The organism is Glaciihabitans sp. dw_435 (assembly GCF_018449675.1).
Classification (GTDB): domain Bacteria; phylum Actinomycetota; class Actinomycetes; order Actinomycetales; family Microbacteriaceae; genus Glaciihabitans.
In genome coordinates this window covers 25,292-40,004 of the sequence record NZ_JAAVUZ010000018.1, presented here as the reverse complement: position 1 = coordinate 40,004, position 14,713 = coordinate 25,292, and the positions used below count along the sequence as shown (strand labels likewise).

15 protein-coding genes, 3 tRNA genes and 1 pseudogene are annotated in these 14,713 nt (G+C 66.5%); 15 read left to right on the top strand and 4 right to left on the bottom strand.

The features are described from left to right. Positions 1 to 216: pseudogene (locus HB677_RS18615) on the top strand (hypothetical protein); the annotation flags it as partial. Positions 217 to 235: 19 nt separating this feature from the next. On the opposite strand, the gene HB677_RS16055 reads toward HB677_RS18615, so the two are convergent. The 3 genes from HB677_RS16055 to HB677_RS16045 all read right to left on the bottom strand — a co-directional run bounded on the left by HB677_RS16055 (position 236) and on the right by HB677_RS16045 (position 547). Beyond that, a tRNA-Phe gene (locus tag HB677_RS16055) sits at positions 236 to 308 on the bottom strand. Positions 309 to 370: 62 nt separating this feature from the next. Then, positions 371 to 444: transfer RNA gene (locus tag HB677_RS16050), tRNA-Asp, on the bottom strand. Between the two features lie 27 nt (positions 445 to 471). Continuing rightward, positions 472 to 547: transfer RNA gene (locus HB677_RS16045), tRNA-Glu, on the bottom strand. A 266-nt stretch (positions 548 to 813) separates the two neighbouring features. On the opposite strand from HB677_RS16045, the gene HB677_RS16040 reads away from it, so the two are divergent. Both HB677_RS16040 and HB677_RS16035 read left to right on the top strand, forming a co-directional pair. Continuing rightward, entirely contained in the window at positions 814 to 2,121 is a 1,308-nt protein-coding gene (locus HB677_RS16040) for a M23 family metallopeptidase (RefSeq protein ID WP_213816750.1), read from the top strand. A gap of 36 nt (positions 2,122 to 2,157) precedes the next feature. Beyond that, positions 2,158 to 3,522 carry an NlpC/P60 family protein gene (locus HB677_RS16035; RefSeq protein ID WP_213816749.1) on the top strand — a complete coding sequence of 455 codons (1,365 nt, stop codon included), beginning with the start codon at positions 2,158 to 2,160 and terminating at the stop codon, positions 3,520 to 3,522. Between the two features lie 129 nt (positions 3,523 to 3,651). Here HB677_RS16035 and HB677_RS16030 read toward each other — a convergent pair whose 3' ends face one another. After that, positions 3,652 to 4,146, bottom strand: a complete 495-nt coding sequence (locus HB677_RS16030) for an inorganic diphosphatase (RefSeq protein ID WP_213816748.1) — start codon at positions 4,144 to 4,146, stop codon at positions 3,652 to 3,654. Positions 4,147 to 4,192: 46 nt separating this feature from the next. Between HB677_RS16030 and tilS the strand changes: the two genes are divergently transcribed. From tilS to panC, 12 genes are all read left to right on the top strand, one after another. After that, positions 4,193 to 5,239, top strand: coding sequence for a tRNA lysidine(34) synthetase TilS (gene tilS, locus HB677_RS16025; protein WP_213816747.1), 1,047 nt, complete (start codon positions 4,193 to 4,195; stop codon positions 5,237 to 5,239). A 23-nt stretch (positions 5,240 to 5,262) separates the two neighbouring features. Next, positions 5,263 to 5,814: a hypoxanthine phosphoribosyltransferase gene (hpt, locus tag HB677_RS16020; RefSeq protein WP_213816746.1), complete on the top strand. Its 552-nt coding sequence runs from the start codon at positions 5,263 to 5,265 to the stop codon at positions 5,812 to 5,814. A gap of 184 nt (positions 5,815 to 5,998) precedes the next feature. Beyond that, positions 5,999 to 8,005: an ATP-dependent zinc metalloprotease FtsH gene (gene ftsH, locus HB677_RS16015; RefSeq protein ID WP_213816745.1), complete on the top strand. Its 2,007-nt coding sequence runs from the start codon at positions 5,999 to 6,001 to the stop codon at positions 8,003 to 8,005. Positions 8,006 to 8,011: 6 nt separating this feature from the next. Beyond that, positions 8,012 to 8,593: a GTP cyclohydrolase I FolE gene (folE, locus tag HB677_RS16010; RefSeq protein WP_213816744.1), complete on the top strand. Its 582-nt coding sequence runs from the start codon at positions 8,012 to 8,014 to the stop codon at positions 8,591 to 8,593. After that, positions 8,590 to 9,411, top strand: a complete 822-nt coding sequence (gene folP, locus HB677_RS16005; RefSeq protein WP_213816743.1) for a dihydropteroate synthase — start codon at positions 8,590 to 8,592, stop codon at positions 9,409 to 9,411. The genes folE and folP overlap by 4 nt, the downstream gene beginning before the upstream one ends. Next, complete coding sequence (gene folB / locus HB677_RS16000) at positions 9,408 to 9,776, top strand: dihydroneopterin aldolase (protein WP_213816742.1); 369 nt, start codon at positions 9,408 to 9,410, stop codon at positions 9,774 to 9,776. The genes folP and folB overlap by 4 nt, the downstream gene beginning before the upstream one ends. Beyond that, positions 9,773 to 10,303: a 2-amino-4-hydroxy-6-hydroxymethyldihydropteridine diphosphokinase gene (folK, locus tag HB677_RS15995; RefSeq protein ID WP_213816741.1), complete on the top strand. Its 531-nt coding sequence runs from the start codon at positions 9,773 to 9,775 to the stop codon at positions 10,301 to 10,303. The genes folB and folK overlap by 4 nt, the downstream gene beginning before the upstream one ends. Continuing rightward, positions 10,300 to 10,785, top strand: coding sequence for a DUF3180 domain-containing protein (locus HB677_RS15990; protein ID WP_213816740.1), 486 nt, complete (start codon positions 10,300 to 10,302; stop codon positions 10,783 to 10,785). Before folK ends, HB677_RS15990 begins: the two co-directional genes overlap by 4 nt. A 30-nt stretch (positions 10,786 to 10,815) precedes the next feature. Then, entirely contained in the window at positions 10,816 to 11,301 is a 486-nt protein-coding gene (locus tag HB677_RS15985; RefSeq protein WP_213816739.1) for a PH domain-containing protein, read from the top strand. Then, entirely contained in the window at positions 11,298 to 13,079 is a 1,782-nt protein-coding gene (locus HB677_RS15980) for a PH domain-containing protein (protein WP_213816738.1), read from the top strand. The genes HB677_RS15985 and HB677_RS15980 overlap by 4 nt, the downstream gene beginning before the upstream one ends. Then, positions 13,076 to 13,828 carry a Rossmann-like and DUF2520 domain-containing protein gene (locus HB677_RS15975; RefSeq protein ID WP_213816737.1) on the top strand — a complete coding sequence of 251 codons (753 nt, stop codon included), beginning with the start codon at positions 13,076 to 13,078 and terminating at the stop codon, positions 13,826 to 13,828. Before HB677_RS15980 ends, HB677_RS15975 begins: the two co-directional genes overlap by 4 nt. Further along, complete coding sequence (gene panC / locus HB677_RS15970; protein WP_213816736.1) at positions 13,825 to 14,685, top strand: pantoate--beta-alanine ligase; 861 nt, start codon at positions 13,825 to 13,827, stop codon at positions 14,683 to 14,685. Before HB677_RS15975 ends, panC begins: the two co-directional genes overlap by 4 nt. The last annotated feature ends 28 nt before the right edge of the window (positions 14,686 to 14,713 follow it).

The following is a 14,713-nucleotide window of genomic DNA, read 5'->3' as shown; positions in this document are numbered from 1 at the left end:
AACGTCAAATCAATTCAACGCATGCTTGGCCACGCCTCGGCTGCAATGACATTGGACGTCTATGCGGATCTCTTTGACGACGATCTTGACTCAGTCGCTATCGCGTTGAATGACCGGGTAAATATTTCAAGTGTGTCCAAAATGTGGCCACTGGCCGGTTCAACGGTCGAATCGGGCTTCCGAAAAACGGCAAAAAAAGATGACCACCCGCGGTAGAAGCCCGCAGATGGTCAAGTGGCCCCGACCGGCGTCGATCCGGTGACCTCACGATTTTCAGTCGTGCGCTCTACCAACTGAGCTACAGGGCCATTGAGAAATCTCTTTCTCATAGACAGAAAGCCCCTCCTTTCGAAGAGGCTTATCTGTTTTGCGACCCTGACCGGACTTGAACCGGCGACCTCCGCCGTGACAGGGCGGCGCGCTAACCAACTGCGCTACAGGGCCAAGCTATTTAATTGTGTTTCGAATGTTTGGTGACCCCAACGGGATTCGAACCCGTGTTAACGCCGTGAAAGGGCGCCGTCCTAGGCCACTAAACGATGGGGCCGACTTGCTTTGGCGCTACAAGAGCAGCCGAGGGATAAGCATACGGGTGAGAATCCGAAATGCCAAACCGAGATGATTGGCGCGAATCGCGCGTATGTCCACGCCTTGTTCAGACACAGCAGGTACGTTCAATCTGTCATTGAAACTTTGCTGCCATAAAGCGGATGTGACGAACCACGGCATTCCGCGGGCAGAAGAGTACTTTTGAGATGTTTCATGAGTTTGCTGACGCCCTCGGACCGGCCAGCAAATCGATTCGGGGATTTTATGAGCATCGACCACAACACGGGCGCACTCGGCGGGTGGAGTCTCGCATCGCGCGGCAACCGGCTGATAGCGATGCTGAGTGTCCTCGCGGTGCTCGTTGGTGCCAGCGTCGTCTGGACCAACGTCGAGTCCGCCTCCGCCGCCAAGTACCCGTCGTGGTCAGAAGTCGTTGCCGCCCGCAAGAGCGAGGCAGCGACCAAACAGCAGGTAGCCGTCATCCAGGCCCTGCTTCACCAGCTCCAGGCCGACGCCGATGCCACCGCCGCTGCGTCGGAGAAGGCCGGCGATGCCTACCAGGAGGCCGACGAGAACTACTTCGAGGCCTCGATCAAGAAGGACGAGCTGCAGGCCCAGGCCGATGCAGCCGCCGCGTCCGCCAAGGCGTCCGAGATTCGTGCAGGCCAGCTCGCCGCGCAGCTCGCGCGTACCGGCAACGACGATCTCACGCTCAACATTCTGATGAACGGCGACAAGGCCGGTGATCTGCTGTCGATGATGGGACAGGCCGGCAAGGTCACCGAGCAGGCCAACGGCATCTACGAGAAGGCCCTCCAGGACAAGAACACCGCACAGGCGCTCACGGACCAGGCCAACGTCGCCGCGGGGATTCTCGCGGGCCTCAAGGCGGAAGCCGAGAAGGCGTTTGCTGCCGCACAGGCCGCCGCAGACGCAGCCGATGCCGCTGTAGCCGCCAACGAAGCACACAAGGCCGAGCTCACCACCCAGCTGGCAGCACTCACCACCGCGCGCCAGACGACGGAGGCCGACTACAAGGCAGGCGAGATCGAAAAGGCACGCCTGAAGAAGATCGCCGACGCGAAGGCAGCCGCAGCCGCAGCGGCAGCAGCCAAGGAAGCCCTGAAGAACGGCCTCGGCCCGGCAGGCGCCGTGGTGGCGAGCGGATGGGCCAAGCCCGTCAGCGGTTACATCTCGTCCGGCTTCGGGTACCGCCTGCACCCGATCCTCCACTACTACCGCCTCCACTCGGGTACCGACCTCGCGACCTCCTGTGGCACACCAATCCACGCGGCCAAGGGCGGAACCGTCATCTACGCCGGCTGGTACGGCACCTACGGCAACTGGGTCCTCATCGACAACGGCAGCGGAATCCAGACCGGCTACGCCCACATCGTCAACGGCGGCATCAAGGTGCACGTCGGCCAGAAGGTCAGCGCCGGACAGACGATCGCCCTGGTCGGTATGACCGGATACGCCACCGGCTGCCACCTGCACTTCGAGGTGCGCCACAACGGTGTCGCCGAGAACGCCGTTCCCTTCATGCGCAGCAAGGGCATCACCCTTGGATAGCGCGCGCCGCACGCTGACCCCGGCCACGGTTCTCTAGTGGTCTCCGCCCGCCGCCCCGCCGGGGTGGTTACCTTCGTTGTCGTCGGCACGCTGGCACTCTCCCTCGGCCTGGTCGGCCCGGCCGATGCCGCTCCCGACTACCCGTCGTGGAGCGACGTGCAGGCCGCAAAGAAGGACGAGGCCGCCACCCTCACCGCCGTCGGCAAGATCGAGGGGCTCATCACCGACCTCGAAGCGACCGCCGCAGCATACGGCCGGGTCGCCCTGCAGAAGGGCGAGGCGTTCCAGATAGCCAACGATGCCCTGGATTCTGCGACTGCCCGCGCCACACAGTTGCAGTCGGAAGCGGATGTCGCGGCCGCCAAGGCCACCGCCTCGCGCCAACTCGCCGGCCAACTCGCCGCGCAGCTTGCCCGGTCGAACAACGGCAACGTGGCGATGGGGCTCCTGTTCGACGGAGACAACGCGACATCGCTCCTGGAGCGCCTCGGCGCGGTCACCAAGCTGACGGAGCAGGCCTCCGGAATCTACGAGCAGGCAACGCTCGACACCAATGCCGCGCAGTCGCTCTCTGACCAGGCCGACACTGCCACCGCGGCACGCAAGCGTCTCGCAACCAAGGCCCAGGACGCCTACGCCGTCGCCGAGGCGGCGTCCCGCGATGCCGCGGCGCAGGTCGCCACAGCACAGGCCAATTCGACGCGACTTTACGAGCAGCTCGCCTCCCTCAAGGGCACCACCGCCAGCGTCGAACGCGCGTACCTCGACGGCAAGGCCGCGGAAGCAGCCCAGCAGGCGATCGACGACGCTCCGGCGCCCCCCGTTCTCGCGACGCCGGCCAAGCCGAGCACATCGACCGCGCCCGACGCTCCGGCGCAGACGGCACCGAGCACGCCGTCCAGCCCCTCAAGCGATCCCGAACCGTCGCAGCCCGAGCCCTCGAAGACCACCACGCCGTCGAAGCCGACTCCGACGAAGGATCCCGAGCCCGCGGAGCCGTCGGCCCCAAGCAAGTCCGGGGTTGCCGGCGCCATCGCGTTCGCGAAAAAGCAGCTCGGCGATGCGTATGTATTCGCCGGGTCCGGCCCCGACTCGTGGGACTGCTCGGGCCTGACCAAGGCTGCGTATGCGGCGGTCGGGGTGTACATCGGAACCCACTCGTCGACGAACCAGTACAACACCATGAAGGTCAAGGGCCGTCTGGTGCCGCTGAGCAAGATGGTGGCGGGCGATCTGCTCTGGTACTCCGACGGAGGATCGACCTCGGCCGAGAAGTATCACGTGACGATCTACATCGGCAATGGCGAAATGATCGAGGCGCCGTACCCCGGCGCTGTCGTTCGGATCCGCGCGGTTCGCTACGGCGACCTGGTTCCCTACGCCGGTCGCCCGACTCCGTAACTGACCCGTTAACGAGGCCGGCGGGAGAAACCGGCGGACGGCTGGAGTTACAACTCCCGCCAACCGCCAGCGTCTCCCGCCGAAGTCTGCGTTATCTCCCGCCACGCGGGAGATGCCACACGCTGAGGGCTAGTGCGCGCCCTCGGCCTTGAGCTTCTCGAAGCCCGCGATGACGATGGCTTCGGCCTCGGCGGCGTCGCCCCATCCCTCGGTCTTGACCCACTTGCCGGGCTCGAGGTCCTTGTAGTGCTCGAAGAAGTGCTCGATCTCCTTGCGGGTCTGCTCGGGGATGTCGTTGATGTCCTGGATGTGGGTCCAGCGCGGGTCCTTGGCCGGGACGGCGATGACCTTGGCGTCCGAGCCGCCATCGTCGGTCATGTTGAAGACCGCGACGGGGCGCACGGAGACGCCGACGCCGGGGAACAGCGGGTAGTCGAGAAGCACGAGCACGTCGACGGGGTCACCGTCGAGGCCAAGCGTGTTCTCGAAGAAGCCGTAGTCGGTGGGATAGACGAAACTCGTGAAGAGCACGCGGTCGAGGTACACCCGACCGGTGATGTGATCTACCTCGTATTTGTTGCGGCTTCCCTTGGGAATCTCGATAACGGCGTCGTAGGCGGCCATGATGCGTGCTCCTTGGGTTCTGGGTTTGCTGCAATAACGTTACTGGATGCACTCATCGCCCCGTCCTCGACTTACGCCCGCCATCGCCGATGTGCGCAGGGCGGTGCGCGAGGCGCTCGTTCCCCTCACGCCCGCCGCCGGCGGGGACGGCCCCGCGCCGCTGGTGCTCGTCGCCCTCAGCGGTGGACCTGACTCCCTTGCGCTCGCCGCGGCCACGGCCTTCGAGGCTCCGCGAGCGGGCCTGCGCGCCGGCGTCGTGATCGTCGACCACCAATTGCAGAGTGGATCAGCGGATGTCTCGGCCGCCGCAGCCCGCCAGGCGACCGATCTGGGTCTCGACCCGGTGCTGCAGGTCTCCGTGGAGGTCGGCACCGAGGGTGGGCCCGAATCCGCCGCCCGCGCCGCCCGGTACACGGCCCTCGCGACCGCGGCGATGGACACCGGTGCCGTGGCCGTCCTCGTGGGACACACCCTCGACGACCAGGCCGAGACTGTGCTGCTCGGTCTCGCCCGGGGGAGCGGAGCGACGAGCCTGCGCGGAATGGAACAGGTCGCCGGGCTCTACCGTCGCCCGCTGCTGGGCATCCGCCGCGCCACCACGGTGCAGGCCTGCGCCGACGCGGGTCTTGAGCCGTGGAACGACCCGCAGAACACGGATGACGCGTTTACGCGCGTTCGCGTGCGCACCCGCGTGCTGCCGATGCTGGAGGCCGAGCTCGGTCCCGGCATCGCCGAAGCCCTCGTGCGCACCGCCGACCAGTTGCGTGAGGACGGCGACGCCCTCGACCACTTCGCTGACGAGATCGCAGAGGAACTTGCCGACATCGCCGAGGCCGGTATCTCGCTCCCGGTGCGCGCGCTGGCGAGCAATCCGCCCGCGCTGCGGCAGCGGCTTATCCGGCTCGCCGTGCTCAGCGAGTTCCACGTCTCACTCAGCCGTGCCCACACCCTGGAGGTCGCGCGACTGGTGACCGATTGGCACGGACAGGGACCCATCGACCTGCCGGGCATTAGGGTGGTCAGGCACGGCGGCCTGCTCAATTTCAGCGCCCACACCAGCGCCCCGAGCGGTGACACCGCCAGTCTCAGCTAGATACGGATAGGAACCAGCTCCCCATGGAACTCAGCGACGTCGCGGCAGATCTCACCGAGGTATTGCTCACCGAGAAGCAGATCAGCGACAAAATCGCTGAGCTCTCACGTCTGATCGAACGCGACTACGAGGGGGAGCGGCCCCTGCTCGTCGGCGTGCTCAAGGGAGCGGTCATGGTCATGGCCGACCTCGCCCGCGAGCTCAAGCTGCACATCGACATGGACTGGATGGCCGTCTCCTCCTACGGCGCCGGCACGCAGTCCAGCGGCGTCGTCCGCATCCTCAAGGACCTCGATTCCGACCTGCACGGCCGCAAGGTTCTCATCGTCGAAGACATCATCGACTCCGGCCTCACGCTGTCCTGGCTCGTGAAGAACCTCCGCGCCCGTGGCGCCGACTCCGTCGAGATCTGCGCTCTGCTGCGTAAGCCCGAAGCGGCCAAGGTTCAGGTCGACGTGAAGTACGTCGGGTTCGACATCCCGAACGCCTTTGTGGTCGGATACGGCCTCGATTACGCCGAGAAGTACCGCAACCTGCGCGGCGTCGGAATCCTCGCGCCGCACGTCTACGCGTAGCGATATCGGTAGTCGCGAACCGTCCCCGCGGCGGTCCGCGACATTCATAGCCGGGTTCACTATCCAATGCCGATGAAAACCCCGGTTACGCCCACGGCAAACATCCAGTGGCCGTCCAGCGTCTGGGCGCTAATCTTGCAGCACGTCACTCGAGGAAGGTGAAGGGCAGCTCGCCCGGATCATCATGGATATGAAGCGTATTTTTCGCGGTCCGATTGTCTACATTCTCTTAGCAATCGTCGCGGTGTGGATTGGCTCTAGCCTTCTCACCGGCTCAGGTTTCCGCGAGGTGACGACCCAGGAGGGTCTCACCCTCCTCAAGGGCAGCACGGTCGACTCGGCCAAGATCATCGGTGGCGACCAGCCGCGCGTTGACCTCAAGCTCAGCAAGGCCGACGGCGACAACGGCACGCAGGTGCAGTTCTACTACGTCGTCTCGCGCGGCGAAGAGGTAATCACCGCCGTCAACTCGTCGGGAGCGAAGTTCAACGACGAGGTGCCGCAGGCCAACTTCCTCACGTCGCTGATCGGCATTTTCCTGCCCTTCCTCATCATCGGCGTGATCTTCTACTTCCTCTTCGCCCGCATGCAGGGTGGCGGCAACAAGGTCATGCAGTTTGGTAAGTCCAAGGCTCGATTGGTGAGCAAGGATGCCGCGAAGGTGACCTTTGCCGATGTGGCGGGTGCCGACGAGGCCATCGAAGAGCTCGAAGAAATCAAGGACTTCCTCAAGGACCCCGCGCGCTTCCAGGCTGTCGGAGCCCGCATCCCGAAGGGCGTGCTGCTGTACGGCCCTCCCGGAACCGGTAAGACACTTCTTGCCCGCGCCGTCGCCGGTGAGGCCGGAGTGCCCTTCTACTCGATCTCGGGTTCTGACTTCGTCGAGATGTTCGTCGGTGTCGGTGCAAGCCGCGTTCGCGACCTGTTCACGCAGGCAAAGGAAAACTCCCCCGCGATCATCTTCGTTGACGAGATCGACGCCGTCGGTCGTCACCGTGGCGCCGGAATCGGCGGCGGTAACGACGAGCGTGAGCAGACCCTCAACCAGCTGCTGGTGGAGATGGACGGCTTCGACCCGAAGACCAACGTCATCCTGATCGCCGCGACCAACCGTCCGGACGTTCTCGACCCCGCGCTTCTGCGCCCCGGTCGTTTCGACCGCCAGATCGGTGTCGACGCCCCCGACCTCAAGGGACGCAAGCGCATCCTCGAGGTACACGGCAAGGGCAAGCCCCTCGCCGCCGGCGTCGACCTCGAGGTCCTCGCCCGCAAGACGCCCGGGTTCACCGGTGCGGACCTCGCGAACGTCCTCAACGAGGCAGCACTGCTGACCGCGCGCTCCAACGCGCAGCTGATCGACAACCGTGCCCTCGACGAGGCAGTCGACCGCGTGATGGCCGGACCACAGCGTCGATCGCGCATCATGGCCGACAAGGAAAAGCTCATCACCGCGTACCACGAGGGTGGACACGCCCTGGCCGCCGCGTCGATGCGTCACACCGACCCGGTCACCAAGGTCACGATCCTCCCGCGTGGACGCGCCCTCGGGTACACGATGGTCCTTCCGCTGGAAGACAAGTACTCCGTTACCCGTAACGAACTCCTCGACCAGCTCGCCTACGCCATGGGTGGCCGCGTCGCGGAAGAGGTCGTTTTCCACGACCCGACCACGGGTGCGTCGAATGACATCGAGAAGGCGACATCCATCGCCCGTCGCATGGTCACCGAATACGGCATGAGTGCCGCCGTCGGTTCCGTCAAGCTCGGCAACGCGAGCGGCGAGCCCTTCATGGGACGCGACATGGGCAACGGCCGCGACTACTCGGAGAACATCGCCGAGACCGTCGATGCCGAGGTTCGCCTGCTCATCGAGAAGGCGCACGACGAGGCGTGGGAAGTTATCAACAACAACCGCGACGTGCTCGACCGCCTCGCGTCCGAGCTTCTCGAGAAGGAGACGCTCGACCACGAGCAGCTCGCCGAGATCTTCAAGGATGTCAAGAAGCTCCCGGAGCGCCCGCTGTGGCTCTCGAGCAACAAGCGCCCGCTGTCCGACCTCCCGCCGGTTCGCGTGCCCTCCAAGGCGCCGATCGATGCAGGTGCCGTCGACGGTGGCGTTGACTCCGAGCCGACCGCGAAGCCGAAGCGGACCCCGCGCCCGCGTAAGTCACCCGGCATCGCAACCGCGTAAGGCATCGTGGCTCCCATCGACACTGGGCGCATCGAAGCTGCCGTCGCCGAGATCCTCTCCGCCATTGGAGAGGATCCCGGCCGTGCAGGGCTCGCAACCACTCCACAGCGCGTCGCCCAGGCGTACACCGAGTTCTTCGCAGGACTCGACGTCGACCCCGTGAGCTTTCTCGCCGACAGCCCCGAGCTCGAGCTTGGATCCGACGAACTCAGCGAGCTCGTAGTCATGCGCGACATCGAGTTCCGTTCGATCTGCGAACACCACCTGCTGCCGTTCATCGGCGTCGCCCATCTCGCCTACGTGCCCCGGCGGCGCGTGGTGGGGCTCGGGCGACTGCCCCGCGTCGTGGACGCCCTCGCGGCGCGTCCGCAGGTGCAGGAGCGGTTGACCGAGGAGATCGCCGACGCGCTGCAGGACGGGCTTGACCCGCGCGGCGTGCTCGTTGTGCTGGACGCCGTGCACAACTGCGTGACCACCCGCGGACCGCGACAGACCCACAGCTCGACCGTCACCCTCGCCTCCCGCGGCACTCTCAGTGACCCGGTGGCGCGCGCGGAGACCATGGCACTGATCGGCACGCGGGCATGAGCTCTCCCCTGATATTCGGGATCCTCAACGTCACTCCCGACTCCTTCAGCGACGGTGGACGGTGGACGGATGCCTCGTCGGCCGTGACCCGCGGCACCGAGCTCACCGACCAGGGCGCCGACGTCATCGACGTGGGCGGCGAATCCACCCGGCCCGGTGCGACCCGCGTTCCGGTGGAGGTCGAGATCCAGCGCGTGCTCCCGGTCGTGCGCCAGCTGGTGAACCGTGGAATTCGCGTGAGCGTCGACACCATGAACTCCGAAACCGCCCGGCTCACCGCCGAGGCCGGCGCCGAGTTCATCAATGACGTCTCCGGCGGTCTCGCCGATCCCGAGATGTATCGCACGATCGCCGCTACCGGTGTCAGCTACATCGCGTCCCACTGGCGTGGCCACCTCGACGGATCCCAGGACAATTCCCACTACACCGATGTAGTGAAGGATGTCACGCGCGAAGTCGCGGAACGCGTCGCCGAACTCATCGTCTGGGGCATCCCCGAGGACAAGATCATTGTCGATCCCGGTCTCGGCTTCGCCAAGAACGCTGACGACAACTGGCAGGTGCTCGGCGCGCTCGGCGAGTTCGAGTCGCTCGGCTTCCCCGTACTCATCGGCGCATCCCGCAAGCGCTTCCTCGCGGATCTCGCCACGGACGGGTCGAACGCTGCCGCGCGAGACCCCGCCACGGCGATCGTCAGCGCCCTGGCCGCGCAGGCGGGGGCGTGGGGAGTTCGCGTGCACGACGTGCCATCCACTCGCCTCGCTCTCGATGTCTGGGATCGCTGGAACATCTCGGCCGAGCGAAAGCAGAGGGCATGAACCCCTACGACCAGATCACCCTGACGGGGCTGCGGGCCTCCGCGTTCCATGGCGTCTTCGAGCACGAACGCCGGGACGGCCAGGAGTTCATCATCGACGTGACCGTGCACCTCGACCTGTCACCCGCGGCCGAGGGCGACGAGCTTGCCCGCACCGTGCACTACGGCGTGCTCGCGGAAGAAGTGGTGTCCGCGGTGGAGCGCGACCCGGTTGACCTCATCGAGACCGTCGCGGAGCGCGTCGCGCAGGTGGCGCTGTCCCACGAGGCCGTGCAGATCGCCGTCGTCACCATCCACAAGCCGGGCGCTCCCATCACGGTGCCGTTCGCGGACGTGTCGGTCACGATCACGCGGGGTCGTGCGTGATCCGGCGCGAACGCCTTCGCCTTGAGCTGCCCGCTGTTATCGCGCTCGGCAGCAACCTGGGGGACCGGGAGGCGACACTGCGCGACGCCGTGCGGGAGATCAACGCCCTCGATGGCGTCGTCGTGACCGCCGCATCGGACATCGTGCAGACGCCCGCGTGGAAAATCGAGGGTGTGGACGAGGAGGCTCCGGCCTACCTCAACGCGGTGATCACCGTGCGGTCCGCGCTCGACCCGGAGGCGCTGCTCGACGCGCTGAACGCGATCGAGAACGAGCACGGACGGGTGCGCACCGAGCGCTGGGGCGACCGCACGCTGGACCTCGACATCATCTCGTATGCAGCGCAGCAGTCCTCGACCGACCGGCTGACGCTGCCGCATCCGCGGGCTGCCGTCCGGGGTTTCGTGCTCGCGCCGTGGCTGCAGATCGAGCCGGACGCCGAGCTGCCCGGTCTCGGCAGAATTGACACCCTGCTGGCGCAGACCAGCGACGATGTGCGACCCTACGCTGCGGAGGCACTGCTGTGACCCGAACCCGACCGATAACCCTCGTGCTCTTCGCCGTGCTCGGCGGAGCAGCCGCGTGGTTGCTTCAGGTCGCCCTCGCGGCCAACGGCCAGCCGATCGTCATCCCGCCGATTTCGCTCGCCCTCGTGCTCGCGGTCATCGGAGGTCTCGACATTCTCCTGGCCGTTCCGATCCGTCGGGCGGTCAAGAGCAAGGTGCACGGCAGGGTCGATCCGTTTTACGCCACCCGTGTTCTCGTGTTCTCCAAGGCATCCGCCATCGCCGGGTCGCTGCTCACCGGCGCGGGTGTTGGCATCCTCGTTTTCGTACTCAGCCGCTCGGTGATCCCGGGGGTAGGCTCGATCGTGATGGCTGCGGCGACCGCGGTGGGCGCCCTTGTTTTGCTGGTTGGTGGGCTCATTGCGGAGTATCTCTGCAGCATTCCCCCGGACGACGATGACAAGCAGGATGAGATCATCCCCGCGACCGTACGGCCGCACTAGTCCCAACACCAAGCCCGAGGACCACACATCGTGACCGACCGACTGGAACTGCCGGAGATCACCTGGCTCCGTGTATCTCCCCGCTACGTTGCCGTGGACGTGATCGGCGGCATCCTCTTTGGTCTCGTCATCGTCGTGGGCACGAGCATCCCGGCCCTGCTCAGCGGAGTGTTCTGGCTCTGGGTCTTTCCCGCGATCGTGGCGGTCGTGCTCATCATCGTGGTGGCGCTGACCCCGCGGCGTGTGCGCTCGATCGGCTACCAGCTGCGCGAGGACGACCTGCTCTTTCGTCGCGGACTCATGTTCCAGCGTTTCGTATCCGTTCCGTATGGGCGGATGCAGCTCGTCGACATTAACCGTGGTCCGCTTGCCCGGGCGCTCGGACTCAGCGAGCTGCGTTTTGTGACGGCCGCTGCGGCAACCGGAGTTGTCATCCCCGGACTCACGGAGGCGGCTGCGGAGGAGTTGCGCGACCGCCTCGTCGAACTGGCCGAAACCCGTCGGGCGGGGCTGTGAACGACGACACCTCGGCGGCACACGTCGAGCCGGAACCGGCAGCCGCGGCGCCCGAGCCCCCGACGCCCGAGCCCCCGGTGACGCCGGTCACGCCTGTGATGCCCGTGACACCCGCACCCCTCGACCCCACAGTGCTGCCCGAACTCAGCGGCGGCGCCAGCGGACTCACCGACGGCGAGTGGCACTTCCTGCACCCCGCCACCCCGCTGTTGCGCGGGGGTATCGCGTTCATCGCCATCCTCGGTGTGGTGATCGCCAACCTCCGCGAGAGGCTGATCGACCTCGTGTTCGACGGCTCGTCCTCGTACGAGGGCGACCCGATCGACTATGTGGTCGACAAGGGATACGTCGGCATCGCCCTCCTCGTCGTCGCCGTTGTGCTCATCGTGCTCATCGTCGTGTTTTACCTGTCGTGGCGCATGCACACCTTCCGCATCACCAACGAGGTTGTGGAGGTGCGCAGCGGCATCCTGTTCCGCACCAACAGGCGCGGACGCCTCGACCGCATCCAGGGCATCAACATCGTCCGCCCGTTCTTCGCCCGGCTGTTCGGTGCTGCGCGCCTCGAAATCAACGTCGCCGGGCAGGACGCCAACGTGCAGCTGGCGTATCTCTCGTCGTCCAACGCGGACGCGCTGCGCCGGGACATCCTGAGCCTCGCGTCTGGCACACGTGCGGCGGAGAAGGCACGGGATGCCCCGGCCGCCGCTGCCGGACTCGGAGGGCTCCTCGACCAGCGTGTGGGGGAGTTGCTCGCCCCCGAGCTTGACCCCTCGACCGCGCCGCCCGAGTCCGTGGTCAAGATGCACACCGGACGACTCGTCGGATCGATCCTGCTCAGCGACACCACCCTCGTTTTCCTGCTCATCATCGCTGGGGCCATCACGGCGCTGACGCTCACGGGCGAACCGTTCCTCATCATCGGCATGCTTCCGGTGCTGCTGGGGCTCGGAAGTTTCCTCGTGCGCAGGTTCACCAAGTCGTTGCGCTACTCGATCGCCGACACCCCGGACGGCGTGCGGGTCGGCTTCGGCCTGCTCACCACCAGCAACGAGACGCTCCCGCCCGGGCGCATCCACTCCGTGCAGGTCAGCCAGCCGTTGCTGTGGCGGCCCGCCGGCTGGTGGGAGGTCAAGGTCAACCGCGCCTCGCAGTCCTCCACCAAGGGCGCGGACGGCCAGCAGAACACCACGATCCTGCCGGTCGGCAATCTCGACGATGTTACGAAGGTGCTCGGGCTCATCCTGCCCGGGCTGCGCGTTCCGTCCGGCCTGGGTGCCGCGGACGCCGTAGCGGAGATCGAGGGTGACACCGCCGCGGTCCCCGCTGATGCGGGTCAGAACGTCGCTGTCCCCGCTGATGTGAGCCAGAACGTCGCGCTGCTCGTGCGCAACGGACTGATGTCCCGCGGCGGCGCCGACGGATTCGTCAACTCGCCCCGGCGCGCGTGGCCGCTGCGCTGGTTCTCCTGGCGCCGCAACGGATTCGCCCTCGGCCCCAACCTGTTGCTGCTGCGCAAGGGCGCCGTGTGGCGGCAGCTCATCCTCGTTCCGGAGCCGCGCGTGCAGAGCATTGCCCTCAAGCAGGGTCCGCTCGAGCGTGCCCTCGGGCTGGCAGCCGTCCACGTCGATACCGTCGCCGGCCCTATCACCGCCCACTTGGGAGCGATCGACCGGGATGCCGCGCTGCAATTGTTTGCGGATGCCTCGTCCGCCGTCATCACGTCCGCGGGAGCGGACACCAGCCATCGTTGGCGCTCGGGAGAAGTAACACCATGATTGAACGCTCAGGCCGCCTCGGCATCGGGATCATTGGCGCCGGACGGGTGGGTCCGGTCTTCGGCGCGGCCCTCGCCGGGGCCGGCCACGCCATCGTCGGCATCTCGGCCGTCTCCGAGACCAGCCGCGACCGCGCGGAGGCGATGCTTCCCGACGTGCCGATTCTCGGCATTCCCGAAATCATCGAACGCAGCGAACTCGTCATCCTGGCCGTGCCGGAGTCCGAGCTCGAGTCCCTCATCGCGGGGCTCGCCGCCACCGGCGCCTGGCAGCCGGGTCAGCTCGTGCTGCACACCGCCGCATCCGTCGGCGTCAGCGTCTTCGGGCCGGCCATGGCCTCCGGAGTCATCCCGCTCGCCATCCACCCGGCGATGTCGTTCACCGGCACCAGCATCGACCTCGTGCGCCTGCGCGAGAGCTTCTGCGCCGTCACCGCCCCCACCGCAGTGCAGCCGATCGGACAGGCCCTCGTCGTCGAGATGGGTGCCGAACCGTTCCTCATCGCCGAGAAAGACCGGCCCGCGTACGCCGAGGCAATCACCACCGCGACCAGTTTTTCGATGGCGATCGTGCAGCAGGCGACCGATCTTCTCGCCGGAATCGGCATGGAATTCCCGGGCCAGATCCTCGGGCCGCTCGTGCGATCGTCGGTCGAGAATGCGCTTGCCTCCACGACTCCGGCTACGATCGATCTCGCCTCATTTACGCACGACAGCTTCGGGGCCGATGGCTCGGAAGAAGAACAGTGAACGATTCACCCCTCGCACGCCCGGTAGTACTCGCCACGATCGCGGGCACACGGTCCGCGCTGGCCGACCGCGGAAACGTGGTCCTCGTCCCCACCATGGGCGCCCTCCATGAGGGCCACATCGCCCTTGTTCAGCGCGCCCTCGAGCTCGGCGGCACCGTCGTTGTGTCGATCTTCGTCAACCCGCTGCAGTTCGGTCCGAACGAGGACCTCGACCGCTACCCGCGCGACCTCGAGGCAGACCTCGACAAGCTGCACCGCCTCGGCGTCCCGTTCGTGTTCGCCCCCTCCGTGGAGGAGATGTATCCGTCCGGCCCGCCGCAGACCACCGTCAAGGCCGGTCCCGTCGGCAGCATGTACGAGGGACGCTCGCGCCCCGGACACTTCGACGGCATGCTCACCGTCGTCTCCAAGCTCGTCAACATCGTGCGCCCCACCTCGGTCATCTTCGGCCAGAAGGACGCCCAGCAGGTCTACCTCGTGCGCCGCATGCTCGCCGATCTGAACGAGCCCGTCCGCGTCGAGGTCGTCGAGACGGTTCGGGATGACACGGGGCTCGCCCTCTCCAGCCGAAACCGTTTCCTCGACGCTCGCGAGACGCGTGCCGCGCGTGCCCTCTCGCAGGCGTTGGACGCGGCCGAGTCATCCGCCGACCAGGGCATTGACGCCGTAATCGCCGCCTCGCAGGGCACGCTCATGGGGGAGTCGCTCGTGCAGCTCGACTACCTCAAGATCGTGCACCCCGACACGTTCCTTCCCGTCGACGACGGCTACAAGGGTGCGGCCCTCGTGATCGTCGCCGCCCGCGTCGGCTCGATCCGGCTGATCGACAACGCGTTCATCGTCCTCGCCGGATAGCTCCCTCGCCGGGTCGCCCTCGCGGGAC